General features: G+C 41.2%; 16 protein-coding genes. 8 read left to right on the forward strand and 8 right to left on the reverse strand.

Annotated elements, in window-relative coordinates; translation table 11 throughout:
• The first annotated feature begins 363 nt into the window (after positions 1-363).
• The 3 genes from BV372_RS12115 to BV372_RS12125 all read left to right on the forward strand — a co-directional run bounded on the left by BV372_RS12115 (position 364) and on the right by BV372_RS12125 (position 1,647).
• Positions 364-993, forward strand: coding sequence for a hypothetical protein (locus BV372_RS12115; RefSeq protein WP_086686755.1), 630 nt, complete (start codon positions 364-366; stop codon positions 991-993).
• Complete coding sequence (locus tag BV372_RS12120; protein ID WP_218776707.1) at positions 962-1,264, forward strand: type II toxin-antitoxin system RelE/ParE family toxin; 303 nt, start codon at positions 962-964, stop codon at positions 1,262-1,264. Before BV372_RS12115 ends, BV372_RS12120 begins: the two co-directional genes overlap by 32 nt.
• A gap of 74 nt (positions 1,265-1,338) precedes the next feature.
• Complete coding sequence (locus tag BV372_RS12125; RefSeq protein ID WP_086686756.1) at positions 1,339-1,647, forward strand: hypothetical protein; 309 nt, start codon at positions 1,339-1,341, stop codon at positions 1,645-1,647.
• A 36-nt stretch (positions 1,648-1,683) separates the two neighbouring features.
• On the opposite strand, the gene BV372_RS36230 is transcribed toward BV372_RS12125, so the two are convergent.
• The 6 genes from BV372_RS36230 to BV372_RS12155 form a co-directional block, all read right to left on the reverse strand.
• On the reverse strand, positions 1,684-1,872 hold the full coding sequence (locus BV372_RS36230) for a protein rep (protein ID WP_086686757.1): 189 nt from the start codon (positions 1,870-1,872) through the stop codon (positions 1,684-1,686).
• 89 nt (positions 1,873-1,961) lie between these two features.
• Complete coding sequence (gene arsC, locus BV372_RS12135) at positions 1,962-2,375, reverse strand: arsenate reductase, glutathione/glutaredoxin type (RefSeq protein ID WP_086686758.1); 414 nt, start codon at positions 2,373-2,375, stop codon at positions 1,962-1,964.
• Positions 2,376-2,405: 30 nt separating this feature from the next.
• Positions 2,406-3,473, reverse strand: a complete 1,068-nt coding sequence (gene arsB / locus BV372_RS12140) for an ACR3 family arsenite efflux transporter (protein ID WP_086686759.1) — start codon at positions 3,471-3,473, stop codon at positions 2,406-2,408.
• Between the two features lie 212 nt (positions 3,474-3,685).
• Complete coding sequence (locus BV372_RS12145) at positions 3,686-4,003, reverse strand: helix-turn-helix transcriptional regulator (protein ID WP_086686760.1); 318 nt, start codon at positions 4,001-4,003, stop codon at positions 3,686-3,688.
• 429 nt (positions 4,004-4,432) lie between these two features.
• Positions 4,433-5,662, reverse strand: coding sequence for a two-component system response regulator (locus BV372_RS12150; protein WP_086686761.1), 1,230 nt, complete (start codon positions 5,660-5,662; stop codon positions 4,433-4,435).
• A gap of 641 nt (positions 5,663-6,303) precedes the next feature.
• Positions 6,304-7,218: a tRNA (5-methylaminomethyl-2-thiouridine)(34)-methyltransferase MnmD gene (locus BV372_RS12155; RefSeq protein WP_086686762.1), complete on the reverse strand. Its 915-nt coding sequence runs from the start codon at positions 7,216-7,218 to the stop codon at positions 6,304-6,306.
• Between the two features lie 36 nt (positions 7,219-7,254).
• Between BV372_RS12155 and BV372_RS12160 the strand changes: the two genes are divergently transcribed.
• Together BV372_RS12160 and BV372_RS12165 are read left to right on the forward strand one after the other, a co-directional pair.
• Entirely contained in the window at positions 7,255-8,076 is an 822-nt protein-coding gene (locus BV372_RS12160; RefSeq protein ID WP_086686763.1) for a sulfurtransferase, read from the forward strand.
• Between the two features lie 157 nt (positions 8,077-8,233).
• Positions 8,234-8,995, forward strand: a complete 762-nt coding sequence (locus BV372_RS12165) for a metallophosphoesterase family protein (RefSeq protein WP_086686764.1) — start codon at positions 8,234-8,236, stop codon at positions 8,993-8,995.
• Positions 8,996-9,045: 50 nt separating this feature from the next.
• Here BV372_RS12165 and BV372_RS12170 read toward each other — a convergent pair whose 3' ends face one another.
• The gene (locus tag BV372_RS12170; protein ID WP_373270761.1) at positions 9,046-9,921 is read right to left on the reverse strand and encodes a M48 family metallopeptidase; all 876 of its coding nucleotides are present in this window, start codon (positions 9,919-9,921) and stop codon (positions 9,046-9,048) included.
• A 260-nt stretch (positions 9,922-10,181) separates the two neighbouring features.
• On the opposite strand from BV372_RS12170, the gene BV372_RS12175 reads away from it, so the two are divergent.
• Together BV372_RS12175 and BV372_RS12180 are read left to right on the forward strand one after the other, a co-directional pair.
• Positions 10,182-10,715, forward strand: coding sequence for a DUF4330 domain-containing protein (locus BV372_RS12175; protein WP_086686766.1), 534 nt, complete (start codon positions 10,182-10,184; stop codon positions 10,713-10,715).
• 645 nt (positions 10,716-11,360) lie between these two features.
• The gene (locus tag BV372_RS12180; RefSeq protein WP_086686767.1) at positions 11,361-11,888 is read left to right on the forward strand and encodes a YdcF family protein; all 528 of its coding nucleotides are present in this window, start codon (positions 11,361-11,363) and stop codon (positions 11,886-11,888) included.
• Between the two features lie 169 nt (positions 11,889-12,057).
• Here the strand turns inward: BV372_RS12180 and BV372_RS12185 are convergent, their stop codons facing one another.
• Positions 12,058-13,365 carry a glutamate-5-semialdehyde dehydrogenase gene (locus BV372_RS12185; RefSeq protein WP_086686768.1) on the reverse strand — a complete coding sequence of 436 codons (1,308 nt, stop codon included), beginning with the start codon at positions 13,363-13,365 and terminating at the stop codon, positions 12,058-12,060.
• A 278-nt stretch (positions 13,366-13,643) separates the two neighbouring features.
• On the opposite strand from BV372_RS12185, the gene BV372_RS12190 reads away from it, so the two are divergent.
• Positions 13,644-15,641, forward strand: a complete 1,998-nt coding sequence (locus tag BV372_RS12190; RefSeq protein ID WP_086686769.1) for a zinc metalloprotease HtpX — start codon at positions 13,644-13,646, stop codon at positions 15,639-15,641.
• Positions 15,642-15,725 lie beyond the last annotated feature (84 nt).

The raw sequence follows: 15,725 nt of genomic DNA on the forward strand, positions 1-15,725 counted from the left end.
GTGACAACCTCATCCGCAAGCCCGCCCCCGCCACGCCGCATAATTGTCTTTCAGTTCTCAACCATTCTAAAAAATACACTCAGTATTTTTGAAAAAACAAATGAAGAATTTGTTTAAGCCTTTATTTAAAAGGCATTATGGCATTCGAGAAAGTGCAAAATTTGCTAAGTTCAACAGCAACTTACTTAAAAGCAGAAGAGATCGATACTAGTCTTAAACATTTTATTGTCCAAGTAATACATGGGCTAAATATTAAATTTCAGAATTTGAAGTTTAAAAATTCACAATTCAGCCAAGTAATACATGGAAAAGTGAGATACAGTTATGCTACACAGGAATGTAAGCTGTCTAAAGGTGAAAGAGATGACTAGCACAATCGCGGCTAGCCTCAATGAACTCGAAAAACTAGAACAAATAAGACAACATTTAGAAAACTGCTTAACCAAAACTAAACAAATCGACCAAACAGCAGAACTAATAAAATTCTACATCGAGTTATCTGAGGTAGAAGGTATAAGCCTAGAAAAAATAATTGATGAGCTTATTAGCATAAATAAAAAATCATCTGAAATTAAAACTTTAATTTCAGAATGTTGGTCTGCTAAGTGCAAAAGATCACAAATAAGAATTTTAATAAAAATATATCGACTCTTTACGGAGTTAGTAACTGATCACTGGGATTATTTACCGCCAAAAGCTATTGAAAGTTTAAAAAACATAAAAGAGGAAATTGAAAAATCTGGCGGGACAGTTGAGTTAAGTATGGTGCATACTATATTATTAGTACTTACTCGCTCAAGCAACGGTGAAAACTTGCAAAAAGCTTATAAAGAAGCATCTTTAGGCTTAGCGAATGCAATCTCCGAAGCGATAGAGCAAGATATAGAAGATGCCCTAGATCTGGAGGTTGCGCGTGCCGCCGAACAAGAAGCAAGAAGAGAAGGCACAATCCCTTGGGAAGTTGTCAAAGGCAAATACGGAGGCAACAAATAACGATGGCAAAATCTACAAAATAGAATTTTCGCCAAAAGCAGAAAGGGCGTTTTCAAAGCTCTCAGAGTTAGTGCGTGAAAAAATAACCTTAAAAATTGATAACCTTACTTTTGACCCCAGACCTCCTGGGGTCAAAAAGTTAAAAGGGGGTAAAAATCAATACAGAATAAGAGTAGAAAACTACAGAATCCTGTATACAATTGAAGACTCAATTCTATTAATACTCATAGTTGATTTGGGAGACAGAAAAGAAATATATAAAAATATGTAAAGATTAATAAGAAAAGTTTTTAAACATACTAAAACCCCCTACCATGTAATACATGGTAGGGGGTTTAGAAACCTATGCGTAAAAGAGATGAGTATGGGCAATTTAAGCAAAAATCCAACGAACCAAGAGAGGTTAGAAGCATAAGGCTAACAAACTCCACATGGGAAAAGCTAGGTGAAATAGCTCAAACAGCAGGAGTCACGCGAGCAGATATTATAGAAGCTATGTTTGAGACAAACACATCAGTCCAAAAATTTTCTAAGGCAGAAGTGAAAAATTTAGTAGAAGAAATTTTGAGTGACCAAGAAGTTACTAGGACAGGAAAAGACAGAGGATCAGTAAAACGAGGACTGGAAGCATTACTTCAAAAGCTACCTGAGTAGCCATGTATTACTTGGTTGAAGATTAAAATTTTTTGCCTACGCTTTTCTAATTACATCCTGTAGTTCCTCTTCTAACTCACGCAAGTAATCGCGGAGTACTCCACCAACTGCGATCGCCTGAGTTCGGTGCAGTTGCCTAGTAAGTTCCAAAAAACACTCACGGTCAGTCATCAAATGAGATTCTTTGACAGAGTACTTAATAACTTCAGCAAGCAACCCAATCAATATACCTGCCTTGAAAATAGAGGCTGAAACTTACGCACACCTGCCATAGATCCTGCTGCATTGGTTTGGATTTTAGTAGATACAAAGCCTTATCCCACAGGCATAAATTCTGCTGTTAGTGATTCGATGAGTTGTGTCACTCGTTCTTTAATCTCATCGCGCACTCTGGGGAAAATTTCTGGCTGTTCAGCTGGATCGTCTAATTGCCAGTCTGCAAATACTTCCCGTTTCACCCACTCGGATGGCAGATTCACGCCACAACCACACAGAGAAATCACTACATCAAAGTCTTCCGCTTGGAAGTCACTCAGAGGTTTGGAGTGTTGATCGGTAATGTCGATGCCAACTTCTTTCATGGTAGCGATCGCCTCTGGTCTGACAAGACTTGCTTCTAATCCAGAACTAGTCACTTCAATCTTTTCTTTACCAAGTGTTTTGGCAAAGCCTTCAGCCATTTGGGAGCGTGCAGAATTCTTTTTGCAGACAAACATTACACGTTTCATGCTTCAATTCCTCTATTAATGTCGTTAAATTTATAAAGTTCTCGATTCAGGTGCTGAGAAATAACGTTTTTGAAACCAGAAGGCAACATTAACAAGACTAATCAACACAGGCACTTCTACTAAGGGACCAACGACAGCGGCAAAAGCCGCACCCGAATTAATGCCGAACACTGCGATCGCCACCGCGATCGCCAACTCAAAATTATTTCCTGCGGCTGTAAATGCTACACTTGCGGCGCTGGAATAGTCCGTCTTGATTCGCCACGCCATGTAAAAGCTGACCAAAAACATGACGATAAAGTAGATAATTAGCGGAATTGCAATCTTAACCACATCCAAAGGAATTTGAACAATTAAATTCCCTTTCAAGCTGAACATGACGACGATTGTAAATAACAAAGCAATCAATGTGATGGGGCTAATTTTAGGAACAAATTCCTCGTGATACCAGCGCTTGCTTTTCGCCTTCACTAAAAAGAAACGAGTCAAAAATCCGCCTAAAAAGGGAATACCAAGATAGATGAATACACTTTGAGCAATCTCGGCAATACTGACGTTAACGATACTACCTTGCAATCCAAATAGGGGAGGTAGCACAGTAATAAAGAACCAGGCATAAGGACTGTAGAAAATAACCTGAAATATGCTGTTGAAAGCAACCAATCCAGCTGTGTACTCAGTATTGCCTCGTGCTAGATCGCTCCACACAACTACCATCGCAATACAACGGGCTAATCCAATCAAAATCAATCCCGTCATGTATTCTGGATAATTACGTAAGAAGATAGCCGCCAGCGCAAACATTAGAATTGGCCCGATAATCCAATTCTGAATTAGTGACACACCGAGAATTTTTCCGTTGCGAAATACATCCCCTAACTCTTCATACCGCACCTTGGCTAGGGGTGGGTACATCATTAGAATTAACCCAATGGCAATTGGTATATTAGTCGTTCCTACCTGAAACTGATTAATAAATGCTTCGACTCCAGGCAGCAAATAGCCCAAGCCAACCCCAACAGCCATTGCCAAAAAAATCCATAAGGTCAGGAAGCGGTCAAGAAAAGAAAGCTGTTTGGAAATGGTTTTCGTCGTCATCACTTATTCCACAGAAACTTACCACTGCTTGCTAAAGCCAGCGTCAAGAGCGCGAGAGCCAATTTCTTGACTTTTGCTTCCATTGACTTCTCCACCCTGTGTGGTCGCTAAGTTTGTAAACCTCTCATTTCAATAAAAATTGATATATGAGTGTATTGTCAACCACAGGATATAAAAATTCATCAAAAAAACTTGATGGATTATTTGAGAGTTTAGCAGGGGCGGGCAGGTAAGATTTTAATTAAGCGGCGATAATCGGATAAATATTGCTCTAAGACAACAAATTGAGCCAAATTCAGGCTGTAGTAAATCCAGCGTCCCTCTTGACGCGAGCGGACTAAACCAGCTTCTTTGAGAGTTTTTAGGTGAAAAGACAGTTTTGACTGAGTAACTCCTAAAGTCGAGCACAAGTCACACACACACAGTTCTTGCTCGCGCAGCAGTTCCAAGACCTTCAGCCGCAAAGGTTCAGACAGAGCATGAAAGCCTGCAACGATTGCATCGGAAGTGAAAGTAGAGAGAGAATCCATCAAGTTTTATTAAAATATTTTTTGATGTTTATCATACTCTAAGCTAAATTCAACCTAGACTTCATTGCACCTGATAAGCTAATAATCATTTAAATTGCATCCCCGCGTCTTTTTGAGGGTCAGGCTAGAATAGCCATACCTAGAGGCCTTTACGCAGCAGTAGCATAGTTAAGCAATTTCCAAACCCTTGCGATTGTTCCACTTTGTTACACTCGCAATGACATATCAAAAGCAATTTGCCACACATAATATGAGTTGTGAATTAAACAAAGTTTTGTGGCACTACTATGCTTGATAACACAGCGTGCGACCGGGTTTGATATAAAATTTTTTAAGGTCAAGGAAAGGATCAATAGTCGATATTCAATAGTCAAAGGTCATGTCTTCCTCTGCTAGCTGCTCCCTTCTTCTTGGTACTGCTTTCTAGCACTAATAACCTTTTGTTTTAATAAAATCTGCAAACTGTAGCATGAGTTCAGGATTCCGCCAACCAGAATTAGTTTCTTCTAGCATGACAGTAAGTGCTTCCTCTGAGGTAAAACTCCTTTTGTATGGTCGTTCGCTTGTCAGAGCATCATAAATATCGAGGACCTGAAACACTTGTGCTAGGTAAGGAATATCATCACCTTTGAGTCCATCAGGGTAGCCGGACCCATCCCAGCGCTCGTGGTGATGGCGAATAATCGGAATTACACCTCGCATACTGCGTAGTGGCTGGCAGATTTTTTCCCCAATGGAAACGTGCAGTCTCATAGTCTCCCACTCTTCGGTAGTGAGTTTGCCTTTTTTTAGTAGCACGGCATCAGGTATACCTACCTTACCAATATCGTGGAGATAACCACCCCACATCAAATCTCTAATTTGGTTACGTGAGAGATTAAGGTATTCACCAAAAGCTTGTCCTAGTTTTACTAACCGTTCACAGTGGTCGCCAGTATTAGGATCTCGACTTTCAATTGCCCTAGCAACGGAAAATAGTACTTGTTCTGCATGGTCTAAATCTTCATTCAAACGCTTTTGCCGTACTAAGGATTTAACACGTGCTGCTAGTTCTACACGATCAAAGGGTTTGGTGAGAAAATCATCTGCTCCTACTTCGATACCCCGGATACGCGATCGCCTATCATTTAAAGCAGTAATAAAAATGACCGGAATCAGCCTGGTATGCTCATTTTGTTTGAGGATTTGGCAGACTTCAAACCCATCCATTCCTGGCATCATGACATCGAGCAAAATCAAATCTGGTTGTTTCTCTGTCACCAAATTCACTGCCATAGAACCACTGTCAGCTTCAATGACTTCGTACCCTTCCATACCCAACAGTGCAACAGCAGTCATCCGACTGGCAGCGTGGTCATCAACTACTAAAATTTTCGGCAGATCCCAATCCCAGCCATTCACTTTAGAACCTTGGAATTGTAGCGCTTTTGAGTCTAATGATTCTTCATTAGTATTAACATTTTGCTGTTTCATCCAAGAAGGCAATGCTGGGGTTTTTTCAAGCATAAACTCTCCTTTAGATAAGCCCATTGAATCACCCTCTACATTTTGTAATTCTAAGGCATGATTTGAACTTATATTCGCCAATTTGCTTAGGGGGTTAGACCCTCCAGCATTTTTTTCTATAGAGTTTGTATGCTTGGGTTCCCATTGAATCACAAAACTGCTCCAGTTTTTTCAATAAAAGTTAACAGTGTCAATTTTTCAAAATTGTCAGTTTAGTAGTTGCTTATATTCAACGAATATTCCACAAACTTTATGCAATCATGATATACATCTTTCTTTGCATCAGATACATTATGTTTTTTAATAATTTTTGAAAAAATTAAATAGTTTGTTAACCCTATTAATTTTTTCATTGATATAGCAGCAATTTACTTAAGTTTTCAATCCTGTTTTTACTGAGATTTGTTAAGATAACATCCTAAAAAATTGCTATATTTTTTCAATTCCTTTCTAGGTAAGGTCTATAATTTATAGTTTTTATTTTTCTCTAAAGCTATAAGTAATTGCGCCAATTGGGTCTAGTGCATTATCTACTAAATAATATCTAGGTTTGAGTGATTTAGAACACAAAAATTAATGATCCTGATTACTAGAAAAAAATTTAAGTCGCTTCACAGATTAATGATTCCGTGGCTTTTCTTCAACCATAAGGAATGTAGTTTACCTTAGTCAAGAATTCAAGCCTCTTATTTTCTAACGAGAATAAATTATGTAGCAAAAAACCCATAAATCAGGAATCATTTTTTTGTAGTGGCAAATTAAAGATAAGGCAATACCTGCGATAGCACGACAAATTACGAATCTGCTTTCGTAAAATCTTTAGCAATACTTCCACAAAGCCACCTTTTCCGCCAACGGGATGTAGGCTCTAGTGAAGAAGCTTGTTGCTCTTGTTGTCGTCGCATCAATATAACATCAGCAGGGTCATTCAATTGAGGGTCGCGGTAGGGAATAGCAGCACGAGTGAGCAAATGCTCTTTTTCTGACTGGAAAAGTGGAGGAAGTGCTAAGTTGCCAGAAGATCCCTGATGAACCGCTACTGTTCCAGGCGATCGCCTTCCTACTGGTGGGGTAGAACCTATCGTTAAGCTAGCAGTTAATAATGCTGCACGTACAGAAGCCGCACAGGAATAAGTCGCGAGAATACCATCTGGGTGCAAACACAAAGATATTTGCTGAATGAATTCTAAAGTCCATAAGTGAGGACACTGAGGTGGTGAAAAGGGATCGAGAAAAATTGCATCTGCTTGAAAGCCTCGCTCTTGTACAATTTTAATTGACTTTCTAGCATCGCCAATGATTAACTCAGCCTTCAGATACTCTTGTTGCACTTGATACTCAAAAGCTAACTGAGTCATAATATCGGTATACTTGTAGCCCCAGTTATCAAATAAGTGATGAGCGATCGCAGCTTGTGGTACAGCCCGATTGAGTTCTAAAGCCATGAGTTCAACATCACAATTGGGATTCACTTCCCAAATTGTCTGCAAAGCCGCTGCTGTGTTGTATCCTAGACCATAGCAAATATCCAACAGCCGCAAGACTGGTTTTTGAGCACGCGCAGCCAATTGAGTAGGTACTGCAAACTTGAGGAAACTCTCCTGCTTGGCTCCATAATGACTGTGAAAGGCTTCGCCAAACTCTTGGGAAGTAAAGGTGAAGGAACCATCTGCCGTTGGTTGTGGTACAAATATGTCAAAATCTGGCATGATACTTTTTCACCTGATAATAATTTGCAATTGTTTATGTCTGACTCCCAAATAGTTGTTTCGCCATCATGGTTGTTAGAACACCTTAACGATCCGCAAGTTGTGATTGTCGATTGTCGCTTTTCGCTTGCCGATCCTCAACTAGGACGACGGCAGTACCAAGAAAGCCATATACAGGGATCTTACTATTTAGATTTAAACCAGGATCTTTCCAGCCCTTTAGGAGAGCATGGTGGGAGACATCCTTTGCCTAATCCCATCGATTTAGGTCACAAGTTATCAGAAATCGGAGTGAATTACCAAAAAACCTTAGTTGTAGCTTACGATGATTCCCGGTTTGCTTTTGCAGCGCGTTTATGGTGGCTGTTACATTATTTAGGGCATGAAAATGTAGCGGTATTAGATGGCGGATTTACCGGATGGCAAAAAGCTGATTATCCTGTTACAAATATTATTCCTCAACCTCAAACTGCTAGCTTTGTTCCTCAAATCCAAACCAATAAAATAGTAGATATTAAAACTGTAAAAAATAAAAAAGATTTACCAGAGATAGTTTTGGTAGATTCCAGAGAGAGCGATCGCTATCGAGGTGAACGAGAACCAATAGATAAAATTGCTGGTCATATTCCTGGTGCTGTAAATTATCCTTGGCAGGAAGTCACAGATCCTTCAGGATATTTACTTTCCCCTGTAGAACAACGCCGTCGCTGGGAAGAGCTAGCAACTGCTGAGGAAATTCTAGTTTATTGTGGTTCTGGTGTTACTGCTTGCGTGAATTTACTTTCTTTAGAACTAGCAGGTATTTCTAAAGGTAAACTGTATGCTGGTAGCTGGAGTGATTGGATTAGTTATATGTAGTTTTGACTCCAAAAACCTGTGAGAATAGGCATTTGAAAAATAGATAATTAGAATACAATAAAGAGAATTTGTAAAGTGTTTTTTATCTATTTGGGGAAATCTGCACAGCTTAAACTGTAGCAGAATTATTAGGCAATATCATTAAAGCTAAGAGCAAATGAGCGAAAATAGCCAGCGTCGAATTGTAATTGGGGATGTGCATGGTCACTATGAAGGATTAATGACTTTATTGGCAGCCATTGCTCCAGCATCAAACGATCAGCTCTATTTCCTAGGAGATTTAATTGATCGTGGACCTCAAAGTGCACAAGTAGTAAATTTTGTCAAGAACAATAACTATCCCTGTCTGCTGGGAAATCATGAGCAGATGTTATTAAATGTATTGACCAATGGCAGCGCTTCTACACCAGCGATGCAAGCATGGTTATACAGTGGTGGGCAAGCGACCATAGCCAGTTACCAAGAAGCGACAATCCCCCAAGAGCATATTGATTGGTTCACAACGTTACCGACATATCTTGATTTAGGGGATGTTTGGTTAACCCATGCTGGTGTTGACCCTTTAATGCCTTTGAATAAACAAACTGCCGAGCAATTTTGCTGGATTAGAGAAGAGTTTCACGGCATTGAGAAACCTTTCTTCCCTGATAAATTAATTATTGTTGGCCACACGATCACCTTTACCCTACCTGGCGTTAGTCCTGGTCAGCTAGCACAAGGAAAAGGGTGGCTAGACATAGATACTGGTGCGTATCATCCCCGTAGTGGCTGGTTAACTGCACTGGATGTCACAAATAACTTGGTTTATCAAGCCAACGTTTTTAAGAAGCGCGTCCGCAGCTTGCCTTTAGCAGAAGCAACTGTCATCATCGATCCGTCCGAAATCAAAGGTGCTCGCCGCAATCAGCAGCGAGCATAGTTACAAATGGGGTAATGGAGAGACTTTTGAGTCTGCACAGGTTTGTGAAATTAAAGTAATGCTCGGATATTAGCCTTATAAGCGGCATTATCCAATCCATAACGCCCATTGCTAGGTTGAGAACTAATAGCACGTTTGAGGGCAGTAATGCGATCGCCTGTTGCGGGGTGAGTACTCAAAAATGTTGGAGTAGAACCCTTTCCGAGCAACTTTTGCATAAAGGAAACCATCCCCGACTGGGCATAACCACTACGAGTCAAAGTTTTTAACCCTCGTTGATCGGCATCAAATTCATCTTGACGACTGCGGGGACGGTTAAGTGCTAGTTCAACACCAATTCCTACTGCTGTATTGCGATCTAAACCTGCCGCTGTCGCTACACCACTAGCAAGCGCTCTTTGCCGCATTTGTTTGACTAAATGTTTGCCGCCAACGTGACCAATTTCATGGGCGAGTACACTTGCTAGTTCCGCTTCATTGTCTGCGGCTTTGAGCAAACCTGTGTTGACATAAACGTAGCCTCCCGCAGTAGCAAAAGCATTAAGAGCCGGATCTTCAACCACTTGGAAAGTATAAGGGAGTGATGGGCGATCGCTATTAGCTGCCAAGCGCCGACCAACTTGTTCTACATAGCGATTAATCTCAGGATTGCGGTTAAGTTTTACTTGACTACTTAATTCCTGATTCATCTGCTTACCAAGCTCAACTTCTTGGCGATCAGATATATTAGATAGCTGAAGTATCTGAGCACCTTGAAAAAGAAGTGGCAATAAGTCAAATGCCCTTCCAGGAAGGGGTGCGCTCAAGCATACACTTAGGGCGACTACCAGCGAAATTAACGGATAAAACCAGCGACGCCGCCACAAACGGTAATTTGTTAAAAAGGCTTGCCAAGCAATCATAATCCGATTGTTTTGAAGAATCATGAAAGAACATAAAATTATGGGACGAAATTAATGCGTTTTAAGTTGCATTTTTAACTAAAAACTGAAATTGTGTAGATCCGTAGCAGCTTAATTCCAAAAGTTGGCTGCCTCGTCCCGGAATTTCAGAAGTCGTGATAAACTGTCGCTTGACTGCACCCCCCAGCCGCTTCTAGCGCTTACTACATAGGGAACACTGCCATCACCCTAGTAAAGCCTGCTGCTACAAACTATTACTCTGCTCTTATCTGGGAAAACTTGTTATGGCTCTTTTAGATTCCAAAGGTCGCTTGTTCGGTAAAATCAATCTCCTCGATTTAGGTGCTGTACTAGTAATTGTGCTAGTGATATTCGGCATATTTGTCTTTCCTGGTACTTCCGGTTCTGTGGCCCAAGTGGGTGCAAAAACAGTACCTATGGAAGTAGATTTAGTAGTTCGTGGTTTGAATGTCCGCGACCCGCAGCAGTTATTTGATAAAGGATTGAAAGCCAATGGTAAAACTAATGTAATTATCCGCAATCAACCTCACGGTGAAATCGCTATTAAATCAATTCAACAATTACCAAGAACAGTAAATGTTCCCCAACCTGACGGTTCTATTAAAGAGTTACCAGATCCAAAAGCCAACAATTTTAGTACAGATATGCTGTTGACCTTACAAGGCAAAGCACAAGTCACTGCAAACGGTCCAGTTTTAGGCAACAGCAAAGTCAAAATTGGTATGCCATTTGAGTTAGAAGGCTTCAACTACAACTTTAATGCCACTGTCATCGATTTAAGATTGAAAGATAAATAAATAGATTAGTTTTATCGACAACACCAATAAGCTCGACTTTGTCCACATCAAACAAACTAACTGTGTCTTTACAATCTGGTGGCAGCAAAAAGGCTAAACCTACTGTTAAATAAGGGTTTTACTGTATGCATAAACGCTTTTTAAGTAGTTGCCGCAGGCATCACAAATATGGAAAATGGATAAGGTCGAGCTAGGTGCTAATTTGGCAATGAGGATCTAGTTAGTTCCCTAGTTTGCAAGCATTGAAAATGTATCAAATTATCAGAAATCTGTGTAGAAACTACCGATACAGGGTAGGATAGGACATCGACAATTAAAAATGAAAGTGTTAAAACGCCAGTAATAGATGTAAGTTGAATAGACCTATCCTACCTAACCTTCTATACTTCGAGGGAAGGATGAAATATAAAAATCAGGGTTTTAAGCTTTTACTTTGATAATCCAGAGGTCAAATCAAATTCATCGAACTTAGGTTAATTGAGTTTTCACAAGAAAAATATCCAAATTTTTATTTGGGTAGATTTTTGGAAAACTTCCTAGACTAAATAATTATTGTTTTCTTATAGTTAGAGAAATTTTGGACTCAGTAGACGAAGTAATAGAGCCTTGAATAAGCTATTGTTTACAGGTAAATCTTTTCGCTTTATGGCTGTTGCCGTGCCGCTATTAATGTGGTGGGGATACAAGGAAGTCAAAAACCAGATTGTGCAGCCGCAAGCGGTCTTAGTGTTAGGCGGTTCCACAAAAAATTTGGAGCGAGAAAAGTTTACAGCAAATTTTGCTAAGAAGCATCCAAAATTACCAATTTGGATTAGTGGCGGTAGCCCACCTAGATCGACTCAAAAGGTGTTTACTAAGGCAGGAGTTGATCCCGACCGTTTACACTTGGATTATGAAGCTGTAGATACAGTTACTAATTTTACAACGTTGGTCGATGATTTGCAAGCTCACGGCATCAAGAGTGTTTATTTAATTACCTCTGACTTCCATATGCGTCGTGCTAGTGTCATTGGTGAGATTGTTCTGGGTAGTCGGGGTATTGAGTTCAAAACCGTACCAGTTCCTTCAGAAAAACCGTCGGAACCTATTGAAAAATCTCTCCGTGATGGGGCTAGAGCTATACTTTGGGTAGCAACTGGTTACACGGGTGCAGAGGACACGAAGCATAAATAGGGACAAGGGAGTGTGGGAAGTGGGGGAAGTGTGGGAGAGGGTGGGGAGAAATGGGACAAGGTGAGACAGCGCTGCGGGAGGGTTTCCCTCCGCAGGCGACTGCGAATCCGAAGGAGAGACAAATGACTCTTGACTTTTGACCCTTGACTCTTGACTCGCCAAAGTGGTTTCAAAGCAAATCCTGATGAGTAAATGACTTAGCATTTGCGCCAGTGTAGGTAGCTACAATATGACCATCGCCAGTCATTTGATACTTGTACGTTACCAATCCTTCTAAACCAACAGGGCCTCTGGGGGGCATTTGTTGAGTACTGATCCCAACTTCTGCACCAAAACCGTAGCGAAAACCATCAGCAAAGCGGGTAGAACAGTTATGGTAAACTCCTGCTGCATTCACCAATCCTATGAAAGTTTCAGCAGCCGCTAAATCTTCAGTGACTATGGCTTCTGTATGGCGCGAACCATATTCGTTAATATGAGCGATCGCTTCTTCTAAGGAATCTACAATTTTAATTGCCAAAATCAAATCGCTGTATTCTGTTTCCCAATCTTTTGCTGTTGCACTATTAATATGATGCAAAATCTTAGCAGTGCGTTCATCGCCTCTTAATTCCACATGATTTTCTTGTAAAGCGGCGGCTAATTTGGGGAGAAATTCTGGTGCAATACTTGCGTGAACTAGCAAGGTTTCAATGGCATTACAAGCTGCGGGATATTGAATTTTAGCATCAACGGCAATGCTTACTGCTTTGGCAATATCAGCGGCTTTATCTACATAAACATGACAAATACCATCAGCATGACCAAGTACCGGAATCCGGGTATTTTCTTGCACGAAGCGGACAAAAGAATTAGAACCTCTGGGAATAATTAAATCTACATATTTATCTAAATTTAAAAGCTCTAAAGTTTCTTCCCTAGTTGTTAACAACTGCACTGCATCTGGGCTAACAGCAGTGTGTGATAAACCCTGCTTAATTGCTTTGACAATAGCTTCGCAAGAACGTATGGCTTCTTTGCCACCTTTGAGGATGACACCATTACCTGATTTGATAGCCAAAGAAACGATTTGAATTGCTGCTTCTGGACGTGCTTCAAAAATAATACCCAAAACGCCCAAAGGACAAGTAATTCGCTTGAGAATCAAGCCTGTATCAATTTCGCGGTGAATTTGGACTTTCCCTACCGGATCGGCTAGCTTACCGACATCTCTAACTCCCGCGATCGCATCTCTCAATTTGTGTTCATCCAACTGCAAGCGTTTATACAGTGGTTTAGCAATACCATCAGCAGTAGCGGCTTCACAATCAGCAATATTTGCTTGCAAGATTTCATCTCTTGCCGATTCTAAAGCTTGGGCGATCGCTTCAATAGCATGATTTTTTGCTTCAGCCGAGAGAACTGCCAGCTTACTTGCTGCTTGGCGGGTTTTTTGAGCGATCACAATTAGGGGAGAGGCAGCTTGGAGAGTAGTCATATCACACAATAACCGTCAAGTATGGCACAAATCTTTAGCTTTTACTCATCCTATCAACCTTAGTTAGTTATTTGTCATTTGTCATTGGTTAAGAATCAAGCTCAAAAGTCATAATTTTTGACTTTTGAATGGATTGTCTTTCCTTGCTCTCCTCATTTGCCAATCACTTAAGATAATTTATACCACTGGTATTTGAAGTTTTACGAAATAGCGATGACGAGTGCTGGATCTATTGAGTATTGATCGATCAATTACTACTCCTTTGCCAAGGAGATACTATGTCATTGCAATCTGGATTAGATGCCTTTAACCAAGGACGTTATCAGGAAGCCGTTCAAATACTCGAACAATTCTGCCGGAATGCTGGAGATCAAAATTCCTCAGATTATCTTTCAGCACAGATGTGGCTGATGAAAGCCTATCAAGGCACAGGAGAAATCGAAAAAGCGACAATCCTGTGTCAAAAGTTGATGATGAGCGACAATCCCCAGGTACGGAGTTGGGCAGAACAAGCTCGCCAATCCTTCTCCCAAGCACCAGCAACCCAGTCTAGACCAATGTCCCAAGCCGGACGTGCGGCGACGGCTGGTGTCACATTAGCAATGGGTGGTGTAGGAGGAAGCCTAGTATTAGCTTCTGGCGTCACCATTACCTTGCTGTTTGGGATGGTGTTAGCTTTAGGTTTGAGTTTAGTATTTATTTTGGGTAGTAACGATCCACTGCAAGGGTTAGCGATCGCGATCGCGATCACTATAGTTTTTAATCTTGCTGCCTTTTTCCTGTCACCCTTTCTCTTGGATTTAACCCAACGTTGGCTTTACCAAACGCGCTGGGTAGATTTGGCAGAAATTGAAAGCCTCAGTCCCGAGACAGCAAAAGTTATTCAGCAAGTCTGTCAACAGAAGAACCTGAAAACTCCTAGATTGGGCATTATTAACGACCAAAACCCCACAGCTTTTACTTACGGCTCACTGCCTAATAGCGCCCGGTTAGTCGTCAGCCAGGGGCTTTTCACTTATCTAGATGATGATGAAATTGCTACTGTCTACGCCCATGAATTAGGGCACATCGTCCATTGGGACTTTGCAGTGATGACAGCAGCTTCTACCCTAGTGCAAATTTGCTACTTAATTTACAGTACAGCCAACAGATTTGGTCGTGGTGGCGGCGATAGTAAAATCAAAGACGCCTTGCAGACGGCTGCCCTTGTTGCATATATATTCTATATTGTCGGCACTTATTTACTTCTGTATCTTTCCCGTACAAGAGAATACTTTGCTGACCATTTTGCTGCGGAAACCACGGGCAATCCCAATGGACTGTCCCGCGCTTTGGTGAAAATTGCCTACGGCATTTTAGAAGAAGGCTCTCGGACGCAAGAACCTAGCCGTTTAATTGAAGGAACGCGCGCCTTAGGCATTTATGACCCAAAAGCTGCTGCTTCCACTGGAACCGCCTACCGCATCGCTTCCGATCCCCAAAAAATTGGTCGCGTCTTTTTGTGGGATATGTTTAACCCTTGGGGCTGGTGGATGGAGTTAAATTCCACTCACCCACTCACTGGTAAACGAGTTCGCGCCCTTAGCACCTATGCAGAACAATTGGGGTTACCAATTGAGTTTGATATGGGGCGAGTCATGGGTGAAGGAAAGAATCTCAATCGGAGTAAGCTTTACGGTAATTTCTTTTTAGATGTAGTGCTGTACGGTGCTGAAACCATCGGTTTTATAGTTGGCTTGGTCATAGGCATTATTCTATTGTCTAGTTCCCCCCATTCCGGTTTGGTATTTGGCGCACCACTTATTGGCTTAGGCTTAGGCATCGTGGTCAAAGCCTTGGTGATGTTCCCAGACTATAAACAAGCACCAGAAACGGACATTTTAACTCTGATGTCAGACCCCTACGCCAGTCCGTTGCGGGGTCAACCTGCAAAACTGCAAGGACAACTTATAGGTCGCGGCGTCGCAGGGAATAAATTTGGTTCTGATTTAAAAATTCAAGATCGTAGTGGGATGCTTTATCTACACTACGCCTCACGTTTTGGACCCATCGGCAATTTCTTGTTTGGTATGAAGCGAGTGCAAAGCTTGATTGGTGAACAAGTGGGGGCTGTGGGTTGGTTCCGTCGTGGGGTTGCTCCTTGGATGGATCTGATTCAACTCCAGAGCGATAGTGGTACGGTTGTCAATAGTTACCACCGCTTTTGGTCATTTATTCTGGGTGGTGGAGCAATTATCTTGGGATTGGCCTTGACGATATTTATAAGCAGCAGTTAGCCTGTTCCCAGAGCATTTCTAATTTATCCAAGCTGTAATTTGCTAGGGGCAGTGAATCACTGCCCCTATTTTTTTGTAGCAAAT

This window comes from Nostoc sp. T09 (assembly GCF_002154695.1).
GTDB lineage: Bacteria > Cyanobacteriota > Cyanobacteriia > Cyanobacteriales > Nostocaceae > Aulosira.

What these genes read in the sequence shown, in the direction of transcription:
- BV372_RS12115 (WP_086686755.1), top strand. Translation starts at nt 364, where the DNA reads ATGACTAGCACAATCGCGGCTAGCCTCAATGAACTCGAAAAACTAGAA.
- BV372_RS12125 (WP_086686756.1), top strand. Translation starts at nt 1,339, where the DNA reads ATGCGTAAAAGAGATGAGTATGGGCAATTTAAGCAAAAATCCAACGAA.
- arsC (WP_086686758.1), bottom strand. Translation starts at nt 2,375, where the DNA reads ATGAAACGTGTAATGTTTGTCTGCAAAAAGAATTCTGCACGCTCCCAA.
- arsB (WP_086686759.1), bottom strand. Translation starts at nt 3,473, where the DNA reads ATGACGACGAAAACCATTTCCAAACAGCTTTCTTTTCTTGACCGCTTC.
- BV372_RS12145 (WP_086686760.1), bottom strand. Translation starts at nt 4,003, where the DNA reads ATGGATTCTCTCTCTACTTTCACTTCCGATGCAATCGTTGCAGGCTTT.
- BV372_RS12155 (WP_086686762.1), bottom strand. Translation starts at nt 7,218, where the DNA reads ATGCCAGATTTTGACATATTTGTACCACAACCAACGGCAGATGGTTCC.
- BV372_RS12160 (WP_086686763.1), top strand. Translation starts at nt 7,255, where the DNA reads ATGTCTGACTCCCAAATAGTTGTTTCGCCATCATGGTTGTTAGAACAC.
- BV372_RS12165 (WP_086686764.1), top strand. Translation starts at nt 8,234, where the DNA reads ATGAGCGAAAATAGCCAGCGTCGAATTGTAATTGGGGATGTGCATGGT.
- BV372_RS12170 (WP_373270761.1), bottom strand. Translation starts at nt 9,921, where the DNA reads ATGATTCTTCAAAACAATCGGATTATGATTGCTTGGCAAGCCTTTTTA.
- BV372_RS12175 (WP_086686766.1), top strand. Translation starts at nt 10,182, where the DNA reads ATGGCTCTTTTAGATTCCAAAGGTCGCTTGTTCGGTAAAATCAATCTC.
- BV372_RS12180 (WP_086686767.1), top strand. Translation starts at nt 11,361, where the DNA reads ATGGCTGTTGCCGTGCCGCTATTAATGTGGTGGGGATACAAGGAAGTC.
- BV372_RS12185 (WP_086686768.1), bottom strand. Translation starts at nt 13,365, where the DNA reads ATGACTACTCTCCAAGCTGCCTCTCCCCTAATTGTGATCGCTCAAAAA.
- BV372_RS12190 (WP_086686769.1), top strand. Translation starts at nt 13,644, where the DNA reads ATGTCATTGCAATCTGGATTAGATGCCTTTAACCAAGGACGTTATCAG.